Here is an 18,472-nt window from a genome sequence, read left to right as displayed (position 1 = left end):
GACGCCCTCCTGCCTACGAGTCGCGACTTCTGGTCAGCCCGAAACCCAGGCCGTCCACTTCTGCGTGGCGGGGTCCAGGTTCTGTGCCCACCAAGACATGTCACGCAGGAATCCGGTGCCCTTGTCCTGTCCGAGCGGGAGGTACTGCCGGATCACCTCATCCGAGGGCAACTTCGCGCCGGGGTGGATCGGGGCGTAGGCGATGTGCTGGGTGAGTGTGGTCTGGGCCGCGGGAGTGATCGCGTGTGCGATGAACTTCATCGCCTCCGCCTTGTGCGGCGTCCCCTTGGGCACCACCAGGACGTCCCAGAAGAACATCGGCTGATTCCACACCGGAGCGATCTTGGCGCCGTTGCGCGCGGCCTGGCTCGCCCGTCCTGGCCAGGCGAGCACCATGTCGACCTGCCCCGTCTCCATCGCCTGCTGCTGTTCCGCGCCGGTGGTGAAGAACTTCAGGTCCTTCTTGATGGTGTCGAGCTTGCGGAAGGCCCGGGTGTAGTCGATGGGGTAGAGCTGATCAGTCGGCACGCCGTCGGCCACGAGCGCGATCTCGAGGCCGCCCTCCTTGGCGTCGTTCATCATCCCGCGCTTGCCGGGAAACCTGGCGGTGTCGAAGAAGTCGCGCCAGGACTGGGGAGGCTGGGCACCGTACTTCTCGGTGTTGTAGACAAGCAGGAAAGCCGTCTTCATGTCGGGGATCCCGCAGTCCGAGACCAACCGCTTGTCGATCGAGGAGACGTCGACCACGGTTCGGTCGATTTTCTCGAGATACCTTCCGCAGTTCGCGATGGCGTAGTACGGGTCCGCTTCTGCGACGTCCCAGGTGACACGCCCGCTGTCCACCATGGTCTTGAGTTTGGCGTAAGTCACGGGCTGATCCTCGACGACCTTGATGCCGGAGGACGCGGTGAACGGCTTGACGAACGCCTCGCGCTGCGCGGCCTGGTACGTTCCACCGGTTCCGACGAACACGACGGATCTGTCGGCGCCGGCCGGGCCGGTTTCGCTGCCGCATCCGGTGAGCAGCGCCACGGCCGCCGATACGGCTGTGGCGCATGGGACGAGTTTGATCATGACAGTGCTCCATCGGGGGGCGTACGAGGAGACCACCGCCGCTTCGGCTCGCATGTCACGGGAGTGGCGAGGCCGGCGAGGTGGGTGGACTCACTGTGGTTCCGGCCACCTCTCATCACCACTGCGTGACAGTCCGATTTCGACTATCTGGAAATGAATCACTTTCCTGAACCCGGACTACGGCATCGCAGTTCCTGGCGATTCCCGTGCCGAAGCTCGCCGACGTGACCACGCGGCGATGTGCTCGGGGCGGACGCCCATGCCGATGAAGAGGCCCAAGAGACGGCGCAGCGGCGGCAGCGCCCGGAACGCCGTGGAGATCGGCGGCACGTGCTGTGCCGTGTCGTTGCTCAGATCCTTGGGAGAGAGGTCCCGCAGGATCCCGACCTGGAAGGCCTGGGTCACCCTCGCGGCACGCTCCGTGCGCGACTGGACCCAGGCCAGATCGGCTTCCCCGGGGTGCCGCCCTGCGCGAGCACCTGGCCCAGCGGGTTTGCGCTGATCGCGAGGGGAAGGTGACTGTCTACGGTTGGTGGGGGAACCGTCAAGACGATTTGCTTGCACCGCTTGGACCGGCTGGGGCAGCGAGCATGCCTCGCAGCCCCTCGGCATAGCTGGCGGCATCGAGCTTGAGCAGTGCTCTTTGGACGATGAAGCCATGGATGGTGCCAAGCAGGACATTGGCCAGGTATTCCGGTGGCACCTGGCCGGAGGTGAGGCCACGGTCCTGATGGGCTTCGACGAGTTGGGTGAACCAATGTCTGACGGGTGCGATGGCATCGGCGAAGAGCGCGGCCATCGCCGGGTTTCGTAGGGACTCCCCCCAGATCTGGATCGCGAGTCGCGGTGTGCCCTCGTCGTCGTCCAGTCGTTCGATCGCGCGCAGGATCTCGGTGAGGGCCTCCAGCAGCGGGGGCGGCTTGTCAAGCAGCGTTTGTTCGAACGCGGCGGTGACCTCGGCCAGGGTGGCTTCCACGATCGCCAGGACGATGGCGTCCTTGCCGGGGAAATAGCGATAGAGGTTGCCGGGCGACATCTGCGCTTCCCGCAAGATGTCCTGCATGGAGGTCGCGTGGAAGCCGTTGTCCAGGAAGCAGCGGCGCGCGGCCGCCAGGACGTGCTGACGGCGCGTGTCGGCGGCTGGACTGTGTGAGACAGGCACCCTCCGAGAATGGAAGGAGCGTTCGTTCTTGTCAACCATGCCCAAGGTGTGCTGAAGTGATGAGAACGAACATTCCTTCTCATCTCAAGGATGGTCATGAACGACCCCAACCCCGTGGTCACCACCAAGCAGGGCGCTGTTCAGGGAAACTGGGACGGGCGCGTCGCATGCTTCCTCGGCGTGCCTTTCGCCGCCGCCCCGGTCGGCGACCTGCGTTTCGCCGCTCCGCAGCCGCCTGCCCGATGGCATGGCGTCCGTCCGGCGACCGCCTTCGGCCCTGCCGCTCCGCAGCCACCCGCCAACCCGGCCAGACCCGCGGATGCGATGCAACTGCTCACCGGCTCGCCAGCGCTGGCGCAAGCCGAGGACAACTGCCTCACCCTGAACGTCTGGACTCCTGGTGTCACCGGCAAGCCCCGAGCCGTGCTGGTATGGATCCATGGCTCCGGCTGGCTCAGCGGCGCCAGCGCCTGGCCGGGCTACCACGGCCGCAACCTGGCCGCCGCCGAAGACATCGTCGTCGTCACACCGAACTACCGGCTCGGTCCCCTGGGTTTCCTGCGTGTCCCAGGCATCGCCGAGGGCAACATGGGCTTTCTGGACGCGATCTCGGCGCTGCGCTGGGTGCAGGAGAACATCGCCGACTTCGGCGGCGACCCCGACCGCGTCACCGTGGCCGGACAGTCCGGAGGCGCGGTGACCTCTGTGGCGCTCCTGAGTTCCCCCTCGGCAACAGGCCTTTTCCATCGGGTCTTCGCCCAGAGCGGTCCCCTCGGCATTGAGATGCCGTCACCGCAGGAAGCCGAACAGACGGGAGAGGAATATCTGCGTCTTCTCGGCCTGAGCGTCGCGACAGCCCACCGCATGCGTGACCTTCCGGCCGAAGAGCTGATCACCGCATACCAGCGACTCGTCGCTGACAGCGGCCGGCGACGCATCGGCGCCCCGGCCCCGCCGATGCATCCGATCGCCGGCGCCCCAGGGCTGCCCGGGCCTGTACTGCCCGCCGTCGCCACCGGTGCTGCCCCTGGCATCGACGTCCTGATCGGTGCTACCGCCGAGGAGATGAACCCGTTCCTGGCCATCGACCCCGCGTCCGCGGCCATCACGCGCGACACCATCCTGCAGATCGTGGAACGCCTGGCGCCCGACGCGGCCCCACAGGCCGTCTATGACCACTACGCAGCCCGGCGGCCCGGCGCATCCGCGTCTCAAGTCCTGGCCGACATCACTACCGATCGGCTGGTCCGGCTCCCAGCCCTTCAGGTCGCCGAGGCGCGCGCCCGCCACGGTCATCCTGGCTTCGTCTACCAGGTGGACTGGAGATCTCCGACCCTCGGCGCCTGCCACACCGTGGACATTCCGCTGCTGTTCGGCAATCTTCCAGCCTGGTCGGCCTCTCCTATGTTCCGCGACGTCGACCCTGCGGGTGTCGAACCGATCGGCCACACTTTCCGGCGGGCCGTGGCAGCCTTTGTCCGCACCGGAAATCCGAACACCCCGGGCGTCCCGGTATGGGAGGCGTACAGCGAGCTTCGCCGCTGCACCATGCGCTTCGATACTCTCGTCACCGCAGCGAACGACCCCGCCTACAGCGAACGCCGGATGTTGCTTTCATCCCGTCAACGCTCGTCCGAGCGCACCGAAACCAGCAAAGACGGCTCGTGAACACCTCGAGGCCGCCTGCCGAAACCGGCGAGCTGGGTTCGCTCCCCGACGATCCCGATCCGGCACCCAGACCCGTCATCTCGCCAATGTGGCGACTGTCAGCTGTCATCGTTGTGCTGCCCGCGATGGCAGCTCTGATCTTCGGGTTCTTCACGGGCGCATCCGTCAGCGACATGAAGCCGCACGCCATGCCGCTCGGCATCGCCGGCCCATCCCACACTGTCACCGGCTTGGGCCGACAGCTGACCACATGGAAGCAAGGCGCCTTTCGAATACGCCTCTACAGCAGCGTCGGCGCGGCCGAGCAGGCGGTGCGGAACCGAGAGGTGGTCGCTGCCATGTGCGTGGATTCCACCGCGCTCACCGCCGTCATCGCCGGCGGCGAAGGTCTCAAGGTCAGTCAGAGCATCACCGCGCTGGCCCAGCAGGCGGCCACCATAGCCGGGCTTCGCCTGCGAGTCCATGATGTCGCGCCGCTGCCTGAAAGCGATCCGCAAGGAATCGCCGTGGCAACACTGCTCGGATCACTGCTCATACCGGGCATCGTCGGCATCATCGCAGTCGCCGTCATAGCCAAGGCACTTTCCAGGACTGCGCGAGCGCTGCTCGTCCCGGTAGCGGCCATCGTCGCAGGGCTCGCGGCATTCACCATGCTCGGCCCCGGGCTGAACGTCCTGCCGCACAGCCCCTGGCAGATGGCCGGGCTGTCGATGCTCTACCTCCTCGCCATCATCGGCGCCGGGCTTGGCTTGGTTTGCGCGCTGGGCCCGCCTGGAGTGGCAATCGTCGCTTTGACGACCATGACCTTGGGCAACGCGACGAGCAGCGCCAGCGTCCCCGTCTGGTTCCTACCCCAATGGATGAGTGCCATTGGTCCGTTACTCCCGCCGAATGCGTTCATGGCAGCCGGACGCAGCCTGCTGTACTTCGACGGCGCCGGCCTGACCCAGCCGATCACCGTACTGCTCGCATGGGCGGTGGGAGGTTATCTGCTGATCCTATGCAGCGGTCTGCGTCAAGAACGGCGTTGACCCCGGAAGTACTGCACAACGGTCACAGGTGCATCCAATGCGTCATTGGCGATGGGTGCGGTTCCTTCTCAGGGACTGGTTGAGCTGGGATTTTAAGGGTTGGGTCGCGGTGGGCGGGGTCGTCTTCTACCGTGCGGCGTGGAGGCGATCGCGATGGGCTCATTGCCGGTGTCCAGACGGTGGGTGGGGCGGGGCCGTTGGGGGTGGTGGTCGCCTCGCGCCGCCGCTGTGGCGCCGACATCGTCGACCTGGCCAACATCATCCGGCCCAAGCACGCCCGGATCAGCCTGACTCGTGAGCCGGGCTTGTGACACTGGTCGATCGACTTTCCGGCTGTCTGGCAGCGCGTCGAACAGCTGACCACCTCAACTGCCTGTTATCTGCATCCACTCATCGAGCGGTTGCGAGCAGGCCAAGTCCGCGCTAGGTTCCGAACATGTTCACTGAACCCGTTCAGTCTCGTGCGGAACGACGTCAGCTCTCGCGGGGGAAGGTGCTCGCGGCCGCGGAGCGACTGTTTCGCGAGCGGGGCTTCGACGCGACGACTGTCCGGCAGATCGCCGCCGAGGCCGGACTCAGCGCGGGCAGCGTGATGGCGGTGGGCGACAAGCATGGGCTGCTCGTGGCGATCTTCGACGGCTGGATCGATGCCATGCACCGAGAACGCGACCGAGCCCGATCTGAACAGCCGTTGGCCGACGCGGTCGACGACGTCATCGCGCTGGCCGAGCCGTTCTTTGACTACTTCGTGCTCGACCGCGAGCTGTCACGCGAATACGCGGCGACGATTGTACGTGGCCGACACGACTCTGCGATCTTCCAGAACCTCAGGCTGACCCTGATCGGCGAGATCCAGCAGGTGCTCTCCCGAGCGGGGCACGACGAGGACCGCGCGGGCAGGGCGGCCCGATCGATCTACTTCGCCTACCTCGGCATCCTGATGACGATGTCGAACGGGACGCTTCCCGATGACGTCGGGCGCGAGCAGTTTCGCGACGTCGTCAGCCTCATTGTGAACAGACCGGAGGAATGATGTTCGACGTCCCGAGTCTTTGGTGGCCCACGGCACTGCTTGCCCTCGCCCTGCTTGTTGACGCACTGCTGTCGATCCGTCCACCGGCCTTCATCCGGGACTGCCTCGACGGGGTAGGCCTGCCCCGCGAATGGTGGTGGACACTCATCGTGATCAAGCTGCTCGCCGCGGCAGGCCTTGTCGCCGGACTGGAGTACGACGGGATCGGTCTCGCGGCGAACGTGGGGGTTGTCGCCTACTTCCTGTGCGCCGTCTACGCCCACATCCGGGCACGGTTTCTCCGGAAGGAGTTCTGGCTGAACTGCCTGGGAATGCTCTCCCTCGCGGTCGCCGTCCTGACCGTCTCGTACGTCGTGTGAGTAGTAGGCCACAGACCACCAAGAACAAGATCTTCAGTGATCTTCTAGTGTCCTGAGTCAGTAATTCGCCGACAATATGAGGCGAGGGCGGCGAGGATCTCTTCGGCGGTCTTGGTCCAGACGAAAGGCTTGGGGTCGTCATTCCAGGAGGCGATGCAGGTGCGGATGTCTTTCTCCAGCGCTTGGACCGTCTTGTGGACGCCGCGTCGTAGCTGCTTGGTCGTCAGTTCGGCGAACCAGCGTTCCCCCAGGTTCAGCCAGGATGAGCCGGTCGGGGTGAAGTGCAGGTGGAAGCGCGGGTGCGCCAGCAACCAGCGTTTGATCGCGGGCGTCTTGTGAGTGGCGTAGTTGTCGCAGATCAGGTGGACATCAAGCTCGGCCGGGACCTCCTTGTCCACCTTGATCAGGAATTTCTTGAACTCCACCGCGCGATGCCTGCGATGCAGAGCGCCGATAACCTTGCCCGAGATCACGTCCAGAGCCGCGAACAACGTGGTGGTGCCGGCCCGGACATAGTCATGGGTGGCCCGCTCGGGCACGCCCGGCATCATCGGCAGCACTGGCTGCGAGCGATCCAGCGCCTGGATCTGCGACTTCTCATCCACGCACAAGACCAGCGCCCGCTCCGGCGGATCCAGATACAGACCGACCACGTCATGCACCTTCTCCACGAAAAACGGATCGGCTGACAGCTTGAACGTCTCCGAGCGATGCGGCTGCAGGCCAAAGGCTCGCCAGACGCGCGACACCGTCGACTGCGACAGGCCCACCTGCTTGGCCATGGACCGCGTCGACCAGTGCGTGGCGTTGGCGGGCTTGGTCTCCAAGGTGCGCGCGATCAGCTCCGCCACCTGCTCATCGCTCACCGTCCGAGGCCGGCCAGGACGCGGCTCGTCGGCCAAGCCCGCCAGCCGGTCAGCCAGGAAGCGCCGACGCCACTTCGAGACCGTCTCGCGCGATACCCCGACCTCCTCCGCCACCACCTTGGTGGACACGGGCAAGTCGTCCTCGCCGATCGCATCACACGCCAGGATCAGCCGGGCCCGCAACGCCATGTCCTGGGCGCCTTTGCGTCGCCGTACCCACCGCTCAAGCTCAGCCCGCTCGCCATCGGTCAGATGCAGCGGCTCGACCTTCGGTCCCGGACGTCCCATAGCGAAGAACCATAGACGAATTACTGACTCAGGACACTAGGCCGCATCCCGGCTCGAGCGATGCAGATCACATCCAGCGCCTGTCACGAACGGGGTCGGGATCCGGTTCATAGGTCATGAACATCGTGGTTATCGGCGCCGGTTACTCCGGTCTCATCGCCGCCAAGCGCACAGCCAAGCTCACCAACGCCCACGTGACACTGATCAACGCCCGGGACGCTTTCGTCGAGCGCGTGCGCATGCACCAGCTCTCCGCCGGTGAAAGCCTTAACCCGCTCCCGCTCAGCGATCTCCTGCGCGGCACCGGTGTCTCGCTCGTCGTCGACACCGTGACCGCCATCGACACGGAGGCCAGGGTGGTCACGCTGGCCGGTTCCCCCGCAGTGCCGTACGAGATTCTGGTCTACGCGCTGGGCAGCAGGACCGACCCGGGATCGACGCCGGGAGCTGCGGAGCACGCGTTCACGGTCTCGACCTACGAGGACGCGGCCAGGCTCAGGGATCGCCTGCGCGACAGCCAGTCGGTGGTCGTGGTGGGTGCCGGGCTTACCGGAATCGAAGCGGCGACCGAGCTGGCCGAGGCTCGGCCAGGACTGAAGGTACGGCTGGTCACCTCGGGCGCGCTGGGCACCGCGCTGTCCAGGCGTGGCAGGCGCTACCTCTGGAAGGTCGTCAACCGCCTGGGCATCGAGGTCGTCGACCGGGTCAAGGTCGCCAAGGTACGCGAGGACGGGGTTGTCCTGCACGACGGTAGCCACGTGGCCGCGGACACCGTTGTATGGACCACCGGGTTCAGCGTGCCCGCGCTCGCGGGCGACGCCGGCATCGCGGTCGACGACCACGGCCGCATGATCGTGGACGAGACGCTCAGGTCGGTGTCGCATCCAGAGATCTACGGGGTCGGCGACGCCGCCGCCGTACGCCGCCCCAACGGCCAGGAACTGCGGATGGCGTGCGCAACGGGGATGCCCTCCGCGCAGCACGCCGCCCGCGTCATTGCCGACCGCCTGCGCGGGCGGACGCCGAAGCCGGTGCAGTTCCGCTATTTCAACCAGTGCGTCAGCCTGGGCAGGAAGGACGGGCTCATCCAGTTCGTACGCCCCGACGATACCCCCATCGGAGCCGTGCTCACCGGCCGTGCCGCTGCCGCCTACAAGGAGGCCATCGTCCGCAGTACCATCTTTGTCATGCGCCACCCTGGGGCGCGCACGTTCATCTAATTAGATGAACCGATCCCTAACCCGAAGCCGGGAATTTAGGGCCCACAGATCAATAACACGCTCGACTGACCTCGTCTCATGTTAAGGCGCCAATGCCGGCTGCGTACTGGACAAGCTCGGCTGGTGTTCTCCCTGCGGGTTCGGGCCTGTAGTCGATAGCGGCCAGCAGCGGGCGGGGGAAATTCGATGGTCGGCGACTGGCGGCCGAGGGTTTGGTGCTGGTCACGTTCAACCACCGCGTCGGCATGGAGGGCTACGGCCGCCTCGAGACCCCCTCCGAACCGGGGCCTGCTCGACCAGGTCTCGGCACTGCGCTGGGTGCGGGAAAACGTCGCGGCGTTCGCCGGCGACCCGGGCAGCCTCACGGTCTTCGGCGTGCCGGCCGGAGCGGGCGCTATCGCCTGCCTGATGACCATGCCCTCGGCCACCGGCCTGTTCCGGCGGGCGTTCTCCGGGAGCGTGCCCGACGTTTCCTCACCCCGGCCTGGCCGGCCGCGTCACCGAGGCGATCGGGAAGCGACTCGGCGGCGCCTCGCCGTACCAGGCGGAACCTGAGGAACTGATCGCGGCGGTGAGCGCGGTCGCCACCGAGAAGATCACCGGCCGCACCGAGCGGTGAGGGTCACTGGTGTCCTGTCAATGGGCGGCCAGGTCGACGACCTGCTCGACCCGGCGCTGCGTATGCTCGCCCCCGCGGACGCCAACGCGGTCTACCGCACGGCGATGCCGCGGGCCTCCAGCGAGCAACCGTACGGCCGCAGCATATCTGACTGGCTGTTCAGGATGCCGAGCGTCCTGCTCGCCGACACGCACTGGACGGGCCTACGCCTACGAGCTGACCTGGGCATCCACCCAACTGGGCGCCTGCCACGGCCTGGATATGCCGCTGATGTTCGGCACGCTCGAGTCGCCGATGACCATGATGCCAGAGCACTCTGGTCGGCGACCGCCTTCTCTGCACTCCGCTGACCGGAAGACAACCAGGTTGGCAACCCCACGGCGGCGAACTTCATCCGACGATCAGGTGGTTGGAGGGCAAAGGACGAAGGCCTGTGGAAGGGGTGCTGCAAGGTACGTCATCCTATGTCAGTGCGCGCCTGAGCGAGGCCGGAGTGCGGCCCAGGAGGCGGCGCGCGATCCGGGTCAGATGAGCTTGATCAGCGAAGCCTGCCGCGTGGGCGGCCACGGATGGAGGGTTGTCCCGTAAGCCCAGGATGGCGGTGCGGAGTCGGGACCATTGGCGAAGCCGGGTGAGCGGTGTACTGATCTCAGCATGGGGTGAGGGCGCGCAGCCGCGATGGTGACAATCCGACCTCGGCGGCCAGGTCGTCCAGCCGCTCGGTGGTGGCCAGGCGATCAAGCACGTGCGTGAGCCGCGGATCGAGTGCGCTCGGCTTGCCAAGGAGGCCGACCAGTTCCTCCGGTATCTCCTCAGCAGCAACGGCCAGCAGGCGGTGAACCACCGGCGCCTCCAGCGGCCATGGGCCTGACATCCGGTGCGCAGCAACGCGAGACACTTCGACGAAGGCCGCGACATAGCTGCCTGTCGTGATGCAGGCGTGCAGCAATTGGGGGGGGAATGACCACACCGGGAGCACGCACCGGCGCATGCCCAAAGTGGTGGACCTCGACATGGCCCCGTGTGCTCAGCACGACCTTCCAGACGGGATGGGCATGGGCGGTTACGGTGGCGGGACGATCCTCGGCGAAGACGGTCAACGCCGGGCGGGCGACAAGTGACGGACAGTCGATTCGTTCAAGACTCTTGGCAGGCCGGGGCGCAACCATCGCCTCATGGATGGCATCGCGGCGTTGGCACTCGCTCTTCTTCTGATCGTGACCGGCATCATGCACTGGGTGTTTCCCACCTACTTCCGCACGTTGGTGCCTGCCTGGGTGCCGCTTCCGGGAGCGGTGGTGGCCGTGAGCGGCGCAATCGAGGTCGTTGTTGGCGCCTTCATTCTTCTCCCAACCACCAGAGCTATGGCAGCTTGGGTTGCCGCCGTACTGATCACGGGCTACCTGGTGTCGCACGTCGACGCGCTCGTTCACACCACACGAGCCCAAAGGCGATGGCTGGATCGCCCCGCTGGCGTGACAGCACGAATCGTGGTCAACCTCGGCTACATCGCCTGGGCTGCAGCTGTCGCCAGCACCTCGGCTGTCCAGGCCGGGTAAGCGGCCATGTACTTGCGCCAGGACCAGGGATCCCTTCCCGCAGTCGAGCGGGCGCTGAGCGACAAATGCTTCCGAACAGAGCTTGGTCGTACTCCTCGACCTGTTCAGCGATACCCAGATTCGTGTTCGTCAGCACGTTGGCCTCGCCGAGCCGATCGTCCGCGCCCCGGTACAGGCCCAGTGCCTGTGTGATCTTGGAGAAGGTGCCGACGTAGAGCACCCGCCCGTCACTCGTACGGGAACAGCCGAACGTCGCGTAGCTCCGCGCGGAAGTCCCATTCGACCCCCGGCATGTCCGCGGGCCACACCAAGATCTCGTCCTCGCCTGGCCTCAGCCAGCCGGGGAAGCCGCCTGGACTGGTCGCGGGACCGGGCGATCCGCTCGGGCCTGTCGCGGAGAACCGTTCGACCAGGCAGCCGTACGGGATCGTGCCCGACCCGATGACATCGCCGGAAACAGCTGGGCGCCGCGCGAGGCGTAGGACAGCAGTTCGTCGAACGACCACCGCATGCCGCGCAGAGTGCCGTGGCTGAGCCGGGCATCGTTGACGTACGCGCTGACTTCGATGGCGAGGCCGTCGTCGCACCGGTACGGCTCCATCTCGTCGGCCGTCACCAGCCACGGTCCCAGCGTTATGGCTCCGTCCTTGCCCTTGCCCTGGCCGATCAGCATCTCGGATTCGCGGATCTGCAGGTCGCGTGCTGTCCAGTCGCCGAAGAAGGTGTAGCCGGCAATGTGCCGTCCGGCGCATTCGGTGACAGGCCGGTGCCCCCCATACCGACGATGGCGGCCACTTCGAGCTCATAGTCGAGCCAGGCGGAGCCCGGCGGGATGAGCACCGGATCGTACGGCCCGACGACGGCACCGGCGTTGCCGAAGTAGAAGGCGGGCACCTGGTCCCACACCGGCGGCTCGCAGAGCACGCCGACACCGCCCGGACCACGGTCTTCAACTACTGCGGGCGCAAAGAGGAGTTCCTCGGTGAGTGGGCCGCACGACGGCGGCGGGCGCTGGACGAGTTCGCCGAGCGTCATCACCTGCACGACGAGTCGCTCGAGACGTGCCTGAAGGGCATGGCCGCCGAGCTGGCCGACATCAACACTCGTGATCGCGAGCTCACCGGGATCATCCTGCGTATGTGGCTGAGCTCTGGAGGCGACGCGACTGACGGTGTCTTCGCGCCGTCCTCCTCGCACGTCCTGGTCTCTTGCATGGAACGGGGAAGGGAGAGCGGCACGCTCGCGGCGACCGTCGGCGTCCGCCAGGCGGCCCAGCTGCTGATGGACCTCTACATTGGCGTGCTGTGCCGATGGGTCCGCGCCGACGAGGCGTTCTCCCTGCGTACGGAGTTCGACCGGATGATCGATCTCGCGCTCCCGGGCCTTGTCCATCGCGGCTGACCACGCCGCCGCCCCCAGCCAACGAGATCATGCTCGCTCACCCGTGCCCACTCACCGAAATGCGCGGGTCACTCGGGAGCGGAGGTGTTCGTGGCTGCTGGGGACGGCACCGAGTTCGATCAGGCATTGGACGGCGCGGCGGACAAGGCCGAGGCGGAGATGTGGCCGGCGTGGTCAGGTACGCCGACAACAGGGCGGGCTTGGCGCCGTTGCGGGTCCTGCTAGTTCGCCGCCATCGCGGCGACCGTAATGAGCAGGCCACTGGCGTCGGTGATGGTGAACCTGTCAGTTCGGAGTCAGCAGAGATGCGATGCGGATTCGGACACGGGCCGGTCGGCGAGTTTGCCGAGCAGCGTGTGCAACTGTCGCTGCTCGGCGGAAGTGAGCCGATCCAGCATCTTGCTGTTGAGGGCGTTCGCGCAGGAAGATGCCGCCCTGAGAGTGTGCCTGCCCGCGGCGGTGAGCCGGACGAGTCGCCGTCGGCGGTCGTCGATGTCGACCTCACGCGTGATCAACCCGCGTCTCTCCAGTCGGAGCAGCAAGGGGGCGAGTGTGGCCTTGTCCATGGCGGCGGCGCGGGCCACCGCCATCTGCTCGATCCCGGGCTTGGCATCGATCACTCGCAGCACCGCGTACTGCGGCCGTGTCAGGCCTGGCAGCTGGCCCTGCCAGCGCAAGCCGTGCTCCTGCAGGATCAAGCGCATCAAATAAAAGGACGACCACTCGGGCTCCTGACTTGTGCTCATGAAGCCAGATTAGGATGTAGACGAACTGTTAATACACGAACAAATTCTGGGAGAGAGCACCATCTCCGATTCCGACGAGAGGAACCACATGGACGCCCATCCGGACGCGACGCAGGAGAACCGCAGCTCTCCGGAGCCGCTGCTGCTACAAGGGATGCTGGAGGTGGCCCGAGCGCATCGCGAGCACGAGCGCTACCACTCTCTGCTGAAACTGGAGGAAGCAGCGACCTTGCGTCGCGACTCGAACGCGCTGAAGGTACTGGCCGATCGCTGGCTGGAGGCGCCGGATGGCGAGCATCACCCCGTTCCTGTGGACAGTGCCTACGGCGCGGTCGGTTGCACGGACCTCAACGACCCGGTGGTTGTGGCGACGACCGGCATCCTGTTCATGGAGGACGAACCCGCACCCGCGGAACTCACCGCCATCGAGGGACGGCTCCAGGCGGCCGCTGCGGAATATGGACAGCTCTCACGATGGCTGGTCGAGAAGATGGCCGCAGCCTGGCCGCGGTTGACGGCGGCTCTTCTGACACCGGAGCTCGCAGACGCGGCCCGCCCCAGATTCACGGCGCTCTCCCACACCACCGCGGCCGGCACTGCCTATGGCCTCGCCGCCCAGCTGCTGCATGCTGCCGTCCATGCCATGCGCGGCCAAGACTTGTCTCCACATGGCGTACGCGCCGATCCAGCAGCCGCCGCCACCATGCTCCGCAGCGCCGCATGGCTGGCCGACCAGGCGGCTGCAACCATCGCGGAGGCCGCGGCCAGGCTCGGCCGCTCTGACCCCGACTGGACCGCCTTCATCGCCGCCATCACATCAAGGGGGTAGAAGGAATTACCGGCCTACGCGTGATGGGCTCTGGTTCCGTCACCGTTTGGGATCCTTAGAAGGCGACCGGCAGGCGGTGCACTCCGTAGATCGCCATGTCCGTGCGCAGGGGGATCTCCTCATCGGGAACGGCCAGTCGCAGGCCCGGGAACCTACGGAACAGCGCCGAGTAGGCGACCCTCATCTCGATCCTGGCCAGCTGCTGGCCCAAGCACTGGTGGACGCCGTGCCCGAAGGCGAGGTGCCCGGCGGCGTCCCTGGCAAAATCGAGCGTGTCGGGATCCGTGAATTTCGTGCCGTCGCGGTTAGCCGCAGGGATTGAGATGACCACTGTCTGCCCTGCCTGGATCAGCGTGCCGTCCAGCCAGACGTCTTCCAGTGCGGCACGCTGCGCGCCGAACTGGATGATGGACAGATACCGCAGCAACTCCTCGACGGCGTCGTCGATCAGGCCGGGGTCTGCACGCAGGGCCGCCAGTTGCTCGGGATGGCGCAACAGGGTCCAGGAACCGAGCGCGAGCATGTTCGCCGTCGTCTCGTGTCCCGCCATCAGCAACAGCATGCCGATCGCCTGTAGCTCCTCGTCGGTCAGCTCGCCGCCCGCGATGAGGCCGCTGAGGAGGTCGTCGCCAGGCTCGTCGCGTTTGGTGGCGACGAGCCGTACGAAGAAGTCGTGCAGGTCGGTGAGCGCGGCGATGACGTCCTGCTTGTCCGCGTCGAGCCGCAGCGCCATGGACGTGGTGTGCTGGAACTCCTCCCTCTCTCGGTAGGGCACACCGAGCAACTCGCAGATCACCAGGGATGGGATCGGCAGAGCGAAATCCTGGACCAGGTCTGCGGGAGAGCCGGCGCGTTCCATCGCGTCCAGGTGGTCCCCGGTTATCTGCTCGACTCGCGGGATCAGCCGGTTGATCCGGCGCACGGTGAACTGGCCGGTCAGCAGCCGCCGGTAGTGGGTGTGTAGCGGCGGATCCATCCGGAGGAACCAGCCGGGTATGGCGGGTGCGGGCGACTCCTGACCGAGCGGATGGGGATACGGCATGTGTCGCAGTTCCTGGCGGGCGCTGAAGCGCGCATCGCTCAGCACGGCTCGAGCCGTCGACATGCGGGTCACCACCCAGCCGACGTGGCCATCAGGGAAGGCCAGCGGGTGCAGCGGGCCATCTGCGGCCATCTGTCTGAGCGCGGCGGGCGGGTCGAAGGGATGCTTCCGGGCGACCGGCAGCAGCTCCATGTGGTACTCCTTCACGTACTTCGTGAACTATGTAAACTTGCGCGGATGACACTCGACGCCAGCGGCTTTCTCGAGCGGTTCGCGATGCTCATGCCCGAATCCGGCTATCCCCGGATGGCGGCCAGGGTCTTCGCCGCACTTCTCGTCTCCGACGACGGCAGTCTCACCGCCGCCGAACTGGCCGATCGACTCCAGGTAGGACCGTCGGCAATCTCGGGTGCGGTGAAATACCTGATGCGGATCGGGATGGTGTCCCGTAAGCGCGATCCGGGAGAGCGGCGTGACCGCTACCGGGTCGATCAGATGGCGTGGTTCACGGCGGCCATGGCCCGGTGTCGGCGGATGGGATGTGGCGGCTTCTCATGCGCTGTGTGGGCCTGGGCTTCTGCGTCGTGGCCGGATACCGGCCGCAGCAGCTGCAGGAAGGCGCCGGGCATGGCGGGTCCGACAGGTTCGCGCCGTGGTGCGGGGTGTCACAGGGCGGCGAGGGTCTTCCCGACGACGGTTGCGGCGCGGTCGGCGTCGTCGGCCGAGATGTCGAGGTAGAACACCGCGCGGATGCCGTCGGCGCCTGAAGGCAGCACGTGCAGGCCAAGCCGGTGGGCCTGGTCGACGAATGCCGCTGAGCTGCCGCGGGTCAGTCGGAAGAGGACGATGTTGGTCTCGACATGGGCTGGGTCAAGGTCGATTCCGTCCATCTGCGACACCGTTACGGCGAACCGCTTGGCGTTGGCGTGGACCTCTGGCAGCTGGGAGCGATGTTGACGCAGCGCGTACAGCGCGCCGGCGGCCACGATCCCGGCTTGGCGGAAGCCGCCGCCGATCTGCTGTTTGAACCGCCGGGCGCGGGCCACGAGTTCCGCTGGGCCAGCCAGGCATGACCCGACAGGGGCGCCCAGAGCCTTGGAGAAACAGACGCTGACCGTGTCGAAGGGCGCCGCGTACTCAGCCACGTCGATCCCGGTCGCGGCACTGGCGTGCCAGAGCCGGGCTCCGTCGAGGTGCAGGTTCAGTCCCAGTTGGCGTCCGGCGGCCGTCGCGGCGAGTAGTTGTTCGAGCGGCCACACCGTTCCGCCGCCGAGGTTGTGGGTGTTCTCGATGCACAGCAGCTTTACCGGGGCGGGCACCGTGGAAGGGAAGAACGGATGCGGCCGCCCAACCGCGGCGGCGACGTCGGCGGCGGTGAAGATGCCGCGGATCCCCGGGAGCAACCTGGGCAGTGTGCCCGAGTATGCGGCGGGCGCGCCGCCTTCGAGCAGGTACACGTGTGCGTTCTGGTCGAACAGCACCGCGTCGCCGGGTTCGGTGTGGGCGCGGATGCCGACTTGGTTGGTCATGGTGCCGCTCGGCATGTACACCGCGTCCTGCTTGCCGAGCAGAGCGGCCGACTCGGTCTCCAGTTCTTTGACGGTGGGGTCGTCGCCGTAGACGTCGTCGCCGACGTCGGCCCACGCCATCGCCTCGCGCATGGCCCGGGTCGGCTGGCTGCAGGTGTCACTTCGCAGATCGATGAGGGTCATGCCAACCAGGATGGCGTCTGACAATGGATAAGCACTAGTTGCTTTTAGTTTGCTAAACGAAAAGGGCAGCTTCTCGTTCTTAGTTGTCGACGCCGGCGCTCAGCGCTCCGAGGACGGCCCGTACGTCCGGTCGCCGGGCAACGCCTGTGCGGGTGAGGGCGTAGATCTTCCGCACTACCGGTTTCGTGAGGGGATGCAGACTGACCGGCGCGTGGGCTTGGGGCAGGGCCATCCGCGGGACCAGCGCCACACCGGCTCCTGCCGCGACCAGCGCGACGATCACGGCGAAGTCAGTGGCTTCGGCGACGACGTCCGGCACGAAGCTCACCGCCCCGCAGGCGCGCTGGATCATCTCATGGCAGCTGTACTCCTTTGAGGGCACTAGCCAAGGGGAGTCGGCGAACCTCGCCAAGCTCGCCTTCTGTCCCTGGGCGAGCCCTCGCTCGCGCGCGGTCTCGGGAGAGAGGGCAAGCAGGACCGGATCATCGGCGATGGCGTGTTCTTCGCAGTTGACCGGCATTTCCCGTGGCAACAGCGTGTAGCTGTGCACCACCGCGATGTCGACCTCCCGGTGCATGAGCGTTGCCGTGGCGGAGTCCGGTTCCTGCTCCACCAGGCGCAGCGTGACTCCTGGCACGGCTGTCCAAATGGGGGCGACCAGGTTGCGCGCCGCGGAAGGGAACGCGGCGAGGCGTACCGTACCGGAGCCGTTCGCCCGCAGCGACGCCAGTGCCGATTCCGCGGCGGCCACGTCGGCCAGGATGATGTCTGCGTGGGAGACCAGCAGTTGACCGGCGGCGGTGAGCACCAGGGTGCGTCCCCGCTTCTCCAGCAGCGCCGTTCCCGCCTCTCGTTCCAGCGCCGCAAGTTGCTGGGACACCGCGGGCCCTGTGAGCCGAAGCGCCTCTGCGGTCGCGGACACCGTGCCGTAGTGCGCGAGCTCGTGCAGAAGCCTGAGCCGTCGAACCTCAAGCATAAGCTGGCCTTTCCGATCCAGCGGCAAGTCCTCATCAGAGCTTATCCGTCGCAGTGCGCCATAGAGCGCTGAAGAGCCGTCAAGCCTTCAAGCGTGGGCGGTGCCCGTCGAGACGTCGGCGGCCTGGAACCGCAAGCGCGCTGCGATCAACTCCTGGCTCCACCCGCAGCAGGGTTACCGGCGGATCGCCGGGGAGCTCGCCGCTCCGGGCTGTCGGGCCGGGGCCTCCGCAGTGTGGCTCATCTTGAAGAAGACCGGCATCGACCCAGCGCCACGAGGCGCGGGACCAACCTGGAGTGAGTCCTGCGTGCTCAAGCTGAGGGGATCTTGGCGTGCGACTTCTTCCACTGCGACACCGTGCTGTTCCAGCGCCTGTATTGCCTGGTCGTCATAGAGATCACCACCCGCCGGGTGCACGTCCTCGGCGTCACCGAGCATCCGACCGGGCCGTGGGTTGCACAGCAGGCCAGAAACCTGATGATCGAGCCCGGGGACAGGGCGGAGGGGTTCAGGTTCCTCATCCGCGATCGGGATACCAAGTTCGCCGCGATGTTCGACGAAGTCTTCACGGCCGCAGGCATCCGCATTCTCAAGAGTCCACCGGGCTCCGCAGGCCAACGCGTTTGCCGAACGCTGGATCGGCGGCCTGCGCCGAGATCTCCTCGATCGGATCCTTTCAACGCCCGCCACTTGCGACGCGTGCCGGCTGCCCACGAGTCCCACTTCAGATGAGCATCGCCCACGACGTGCCGCCCGCGGCAGCCGAAGGCGCCGGGGAACGGTGGGACGCGGCCGCGTGGGCGGCGAGCGTGCTGGCCGATCCCGACAGCGTCATCTTAGAGGTTGGCACTGTGGGTGACGTTGACGACGTCATCGACGACCCGCAC

Annotated in this window: 23 protein-coding genes and 1 pseudogene; 12 read left to right on the top strand and 12 right to left on the bottom strand. The window is 66.6% G+C overall.

Annotated features, from left to right (window positions below; all coding sequences use genetic code 11):
* Positions 1-33: 33 nt before the first annotated feature.
* The 3 genes from ABD830_RS15150 to ABD830_RS15140 form a co-directional block, all read right to left on the bottom strand.
* Positions 34-1,074 (bottom strand): ABC transporter substrate-binding protein, encoded by a 1,041-nt coding sequence (locus tag ABD830_RS15150; RefSeq protein ID WP_344987439.1) that lies wholly within the window; start codon positions 1,072-1,074, stop codon positions 34-36.
* A 177-nt stretch (positions 1,075-1,251) separates the two neighbouring features.
* On the bottom strand, positions 1,252-1,479 hold the full coding sequence (locus ABD830_RS15145) for a hypothetical protein (protein WP_344987437.1): 228 nt from the start codon (positions 1,477-1,479) through the stop codon (positions 1,252-1,254).
* Positions 1,480-1,618: 139 nt separating this feature from the next.
* Positions 1,619-2,275: a TetR/AcrR family transcriptional regulator gene (locus ABD830_RS15140; protein ID WP_344987436.1), complete on the bottom strand. Its 657-nt coding sequence runs from the start codon at positions 2,273-2,275 to the stop codon at positions 1,619-1,621.
* A 57-nt stretch (positions 2,276-2,332) separates the two neighbouring features.
* Between ABD830_RS15140 and ABD830_RS15135 the strand changes: the two genes are divergently transcribed.
* From ABD830_RS15135 to ABD830_RS15120, 4 genes are all read left to right on the top strand, one after another.
* A complete protein-coding gene (locus ABD830_RS15135; protein WP_344987435.1) occupies positions 2,333-3,904 on the top strand; it encodes a carboxylesterase/lipase family protein in 1,572 nt (523 codons plus the stop codon).
* Entirely contained in the window at positions 3,901-4,935 is a 1,035-nt protein-coding gene (locus tag ABD830_RS15130; protein WP_344987434.1) for a hypothetical protein, read from the top strand. The genes ABD830_RS15135 and ABD830_RS15130 overlap by 4 nt, the downstream gene beginning before the upstream one ends.
* A 436-nt stretch (positions 4,936-5,371) precedes the next feature.
* Entirely contained in the window at positions 5,372-5,968 is a 597-nt protein-coding gene (locus ABD830_RS15125) for a TetR/AcrR family transcriptional regulator (protein WP_344987433.1), read from the top strand.
* Positions 5,965-6,327: a DoxX family protein gene (locus ABD830_RS15120; RefSeq protein ID WP_344987432.1), complete on the top strand. Its 363-nt coding sequence runs from the start codon at positions 5,965-5,967 to the stop codon at positions 6,325-6,327. The genes ABD830_RS15125 and ABD830_RS15120 overlap by 4 nt, the downstream gene beginning before the upstream one ends.
* A gap of 44 nt (positions 6,328-6,371) precedes the next feature.
* On the opposite strand, the gene ABD830_RS15115 is transcribed toward ABD830_RS15120, so the two are convergent.
* On the bottom strand, positions 6,372-7,481 hold the full coding sequence (locus ABD830_RS15115; protein WP_344987431.1) for an IS630 family transposase: 1,110 nt from the start codon (positions 7,479-7,481) through the stop codon (positions 6,372-6,374).
* A 116-nt stretch (positions 7,482-7,597) separates the two neighbouring features.
* Here ABD830_RS15115 and ABD830_RS15110 point away from each other — a divergent pair, with 116 nt between their 5' ends.
* Complete coding sequence (locus tag ABD830_RS15110) at positions 7,598-8,701, top strand: NAD(P)/FAD-dependent oxidoreductase (protein ID WP_344987430.1); 1,104 nt, start codon at positions 7,598-7,600, stop codon at positions 8,699-8,701.
* A 186-nt stretch (positions 8,702-8,887) separates the two neighbouring features.
* Positions 8,888-9,148 (top strand): annotated as a pseudogene (locus tag ABD830_RS15105) (carboxylesterase family protein); the annotation flags it as partial.
* Positions 9,149-9,175: 27 nt separating this feature from the next.
* On the opposite strand, the gene ABD830_RS15100 reads toward ABD830_RS15105, so the two are convergent.
* Entirely contained in the window at positions 9,176-9,310 is a 135-nt protein-coding gene (locus tag ABD830_RS15100) for a hypothetical protein (protein ID WP_344987689.1), read from the bottom strand.
* A gap of 659 nt (positions 9,311-9,969) precedes the next feature.
* Positions 9,970-10,299 carry a hypothetical protein gene (locus ABD830_RS15095; protein WP_344987429.1) on the bottom strand — a complete coding sequence of 110 codons (330 nt, stop codon included), beginning with the start codon at positions 10,297-10,299 and terminating at the stop codon, positions 9,970-9,972.
* Positions 10,300-10,309: 10 nt separating this feature from the next.
* Between ABD830_RS15095 and ABD830_RS15090 the strand changes: the two genes are divergently transcribed.
* Together ABD830_RS15090 and ABD830_RS15085 are read left to right on the top strand one after the other, a co-directional pair.
* Positions 10,310-10,441, top strand: a complete 132-nt coding sequence (locus ABD830_RS15090) for a hypothetical protein (RefSeq protein WP_344987428.1) — start codon at positions 10,310-10,312, stop codon at positions 10,439-10,441.
* A gap of 54 nt (positions 10,442-10,495) precedes the next feature.
* Positions 10,496-10,879 (top strand): DoxX family protein, encoded by a 384-nt coding sequence (locus ABD830_RS15085; protein WP_344987427.1) that lies wholly within the window; start codon positions 10,496-10,498, stop codon positions 10,877-10,879.
* A 331-nt stretch (positions 10,880-11,210) separates the two neighbouring features.
* Here ABD830_RS15085 and ABD830_RS15080 read toward each other — a convergent pair whose 3' ends face one another.
* Both ABD830_RS15080 and ABD830_RS15075 read right to left on the bottom strand, forming a co-directional pair.
* Positions 11,211-11,615 carry a fumarylacetoacetate hydrolase family protein gene (locus ABD830_RS15080; protein WP_344987682.1) on the bottom strand — a complete coding sequence of 135 codons (405 nt, stop codon included), beginning with the start codon at positions 11,613-11,615 and terminating at the stop codon, positions 11,211-11,213.
* Positions 11,546-11,914, bottom strand: coding sequence for a fumarylacetoacetate hydrolase family protein (locus ABD830_RS15075; protein ID WP_344987426.1), 369 nt, complete (start codon positions 11,912-11,914; stop codon positions 11,546-11,548). The genes ABD830_RS15080 and ABD830_RS15075 overlap by 70 nt, the downstream gene beginning before the upstream one ends.
* A gap of 39 nt (positions 11,915-11,953) precedes the next feature.
* Between ABD830_RS15075 and ABD830_RS15070 the strand changes: the two genes are divergently transcribed.
* Entirely contained in the window at positions 11,954-12,280 is a 327-nt protein-coding gene (locus ABD830_RS15070) for a hypothetical protein (RefSeq protein WP_344987425.1), read from the top strand.
* A gap of 296 nt (positions 12,281-12,576) precedes the next feature.
* Here the strand turns inward: ABD830_RS15070 and ABD830_RS15065 are convergent, their stop codons facing one another.
* Positions 12,577-12,978 carry a MarR family transcriptional regulator gene (locus ABD830_RS15065; protein ID WP_344987424.1) on the bottom strand — a complete coding sequence of 134 codons (402 nt, stop codon included), beginning with the start codon at positions 12,976-12,978 and terminating at the stop codon, positions 12,577-12,579.
* Positions 12,979-13,114: 136 nt separating this feature from the next.
* Between ABD830_RS15065 and ABD830_RS15060 the strand changes: the two genes are divergently transcribed.
* Positions 13,115-13,855: a hypothetical protein gene (locus ABD830_RS15060; protein WP_344987423.1), complete on the top strand. Its 741-nt coding sequence runs from the start codon at positions 13,115-13,117 to the stop codon at positions 13,853-13,855.
* Between the two features lie 55 nt (positions 13,856-13,910).
* On the opposite strand, the gene ABD830_RS15055 is transcribed toward ABD830_RS15060, so the two are convergent.
* The gene (locus ABD830_RS15055) at positions 13,911-15,089 is read right to left on the bottom strand and encodes a cytochrome P450 (protein WP_344987422.1); all 1,179 of its coding nucleotides are present in this window, start codon (positions 15,087-15,089) and stop codon (positions 13,911-13,913) included.
* Positions 15,090-15,134: 45 nt separating this feature from the next.
* On the opposite strand from ABD830_RS15055, the gene ABD830_RS15050 reads away from it, so the two are divergent.
* On the top strand, positions 15,135-15,635 hold the full coding sequence (locus ABD830_RS15050; RefSeq protein ID WP_344987421.1) for a GbsR/MarR family transcriptional regulator: 501 nt from the start codon (positions 15,135-15,137) through the stop codon (positions 15,633-15,635).
* On the opposite strand, the gene ABD830_RS15045 is transcribed toward ABD830_RS15050, so the two are convergent.
* Entirely contained in the window at positions 15,563-16,609 is a 1,047-nt protein-coding gene (locus ABD830_RS15045; protein WP_344987420.1) for a threonine aldolase family protein, read from the bottom strand. The two genes, ABD830_RS15050 and ABD830_RS15045, sit on opposite strands and share 73 nt — an antisense overlap.
* A 79-nt stretch (positions 16,610-16,688) precedes the next feature.
* Positions 16,689-17,612 carry a LysR family transcriptional regulator gene (locus ABD830_RS15040; protein WP_344987419.1) on the bottom strand — a complete coding sequence of 308 codons (924 nt, stop codon included), beginning with the start codon at positions 17,610-17,612 and terminating at the stop codon, positions 16,689-16,691.
* 330 nt (positions 17,613-17,942) lie between these two features.
* Here ABD830_RS15040 and ABD830_RS15035 point away from each other — a divergent pair, with 330 nt between their 5' ends.
* Positions 17,943-18,317 carry a hypothetical protein gene (locus ABD830_RS15035; RefSeq protein WP_344987418.1) on the top strand — a complete coding sequence of 125 codons (375 nt, stop codon included), beginning with the start codon at positions 17,943-17,945 and terminating at the stop codon, positions 18,315-18,317.
* Positions 18,318-18,472: the final 155 nt, after the last annotated feature.

The organism is Nonomuraea helvata (assembly GCF_039535785.1).
Taxonomy (GTDB): Bacteria; Actinomycetota; Actinomycetes; order Streptosporangiales; family Streptosporangiaceae; genus Nonomuraea; species Nonomuraea helvata.
The sequence above is the reverse complement of the archived record's forward strand: the minus strand, read 5'-3'. Positions and strand labels throughout refer to the sequence as shown.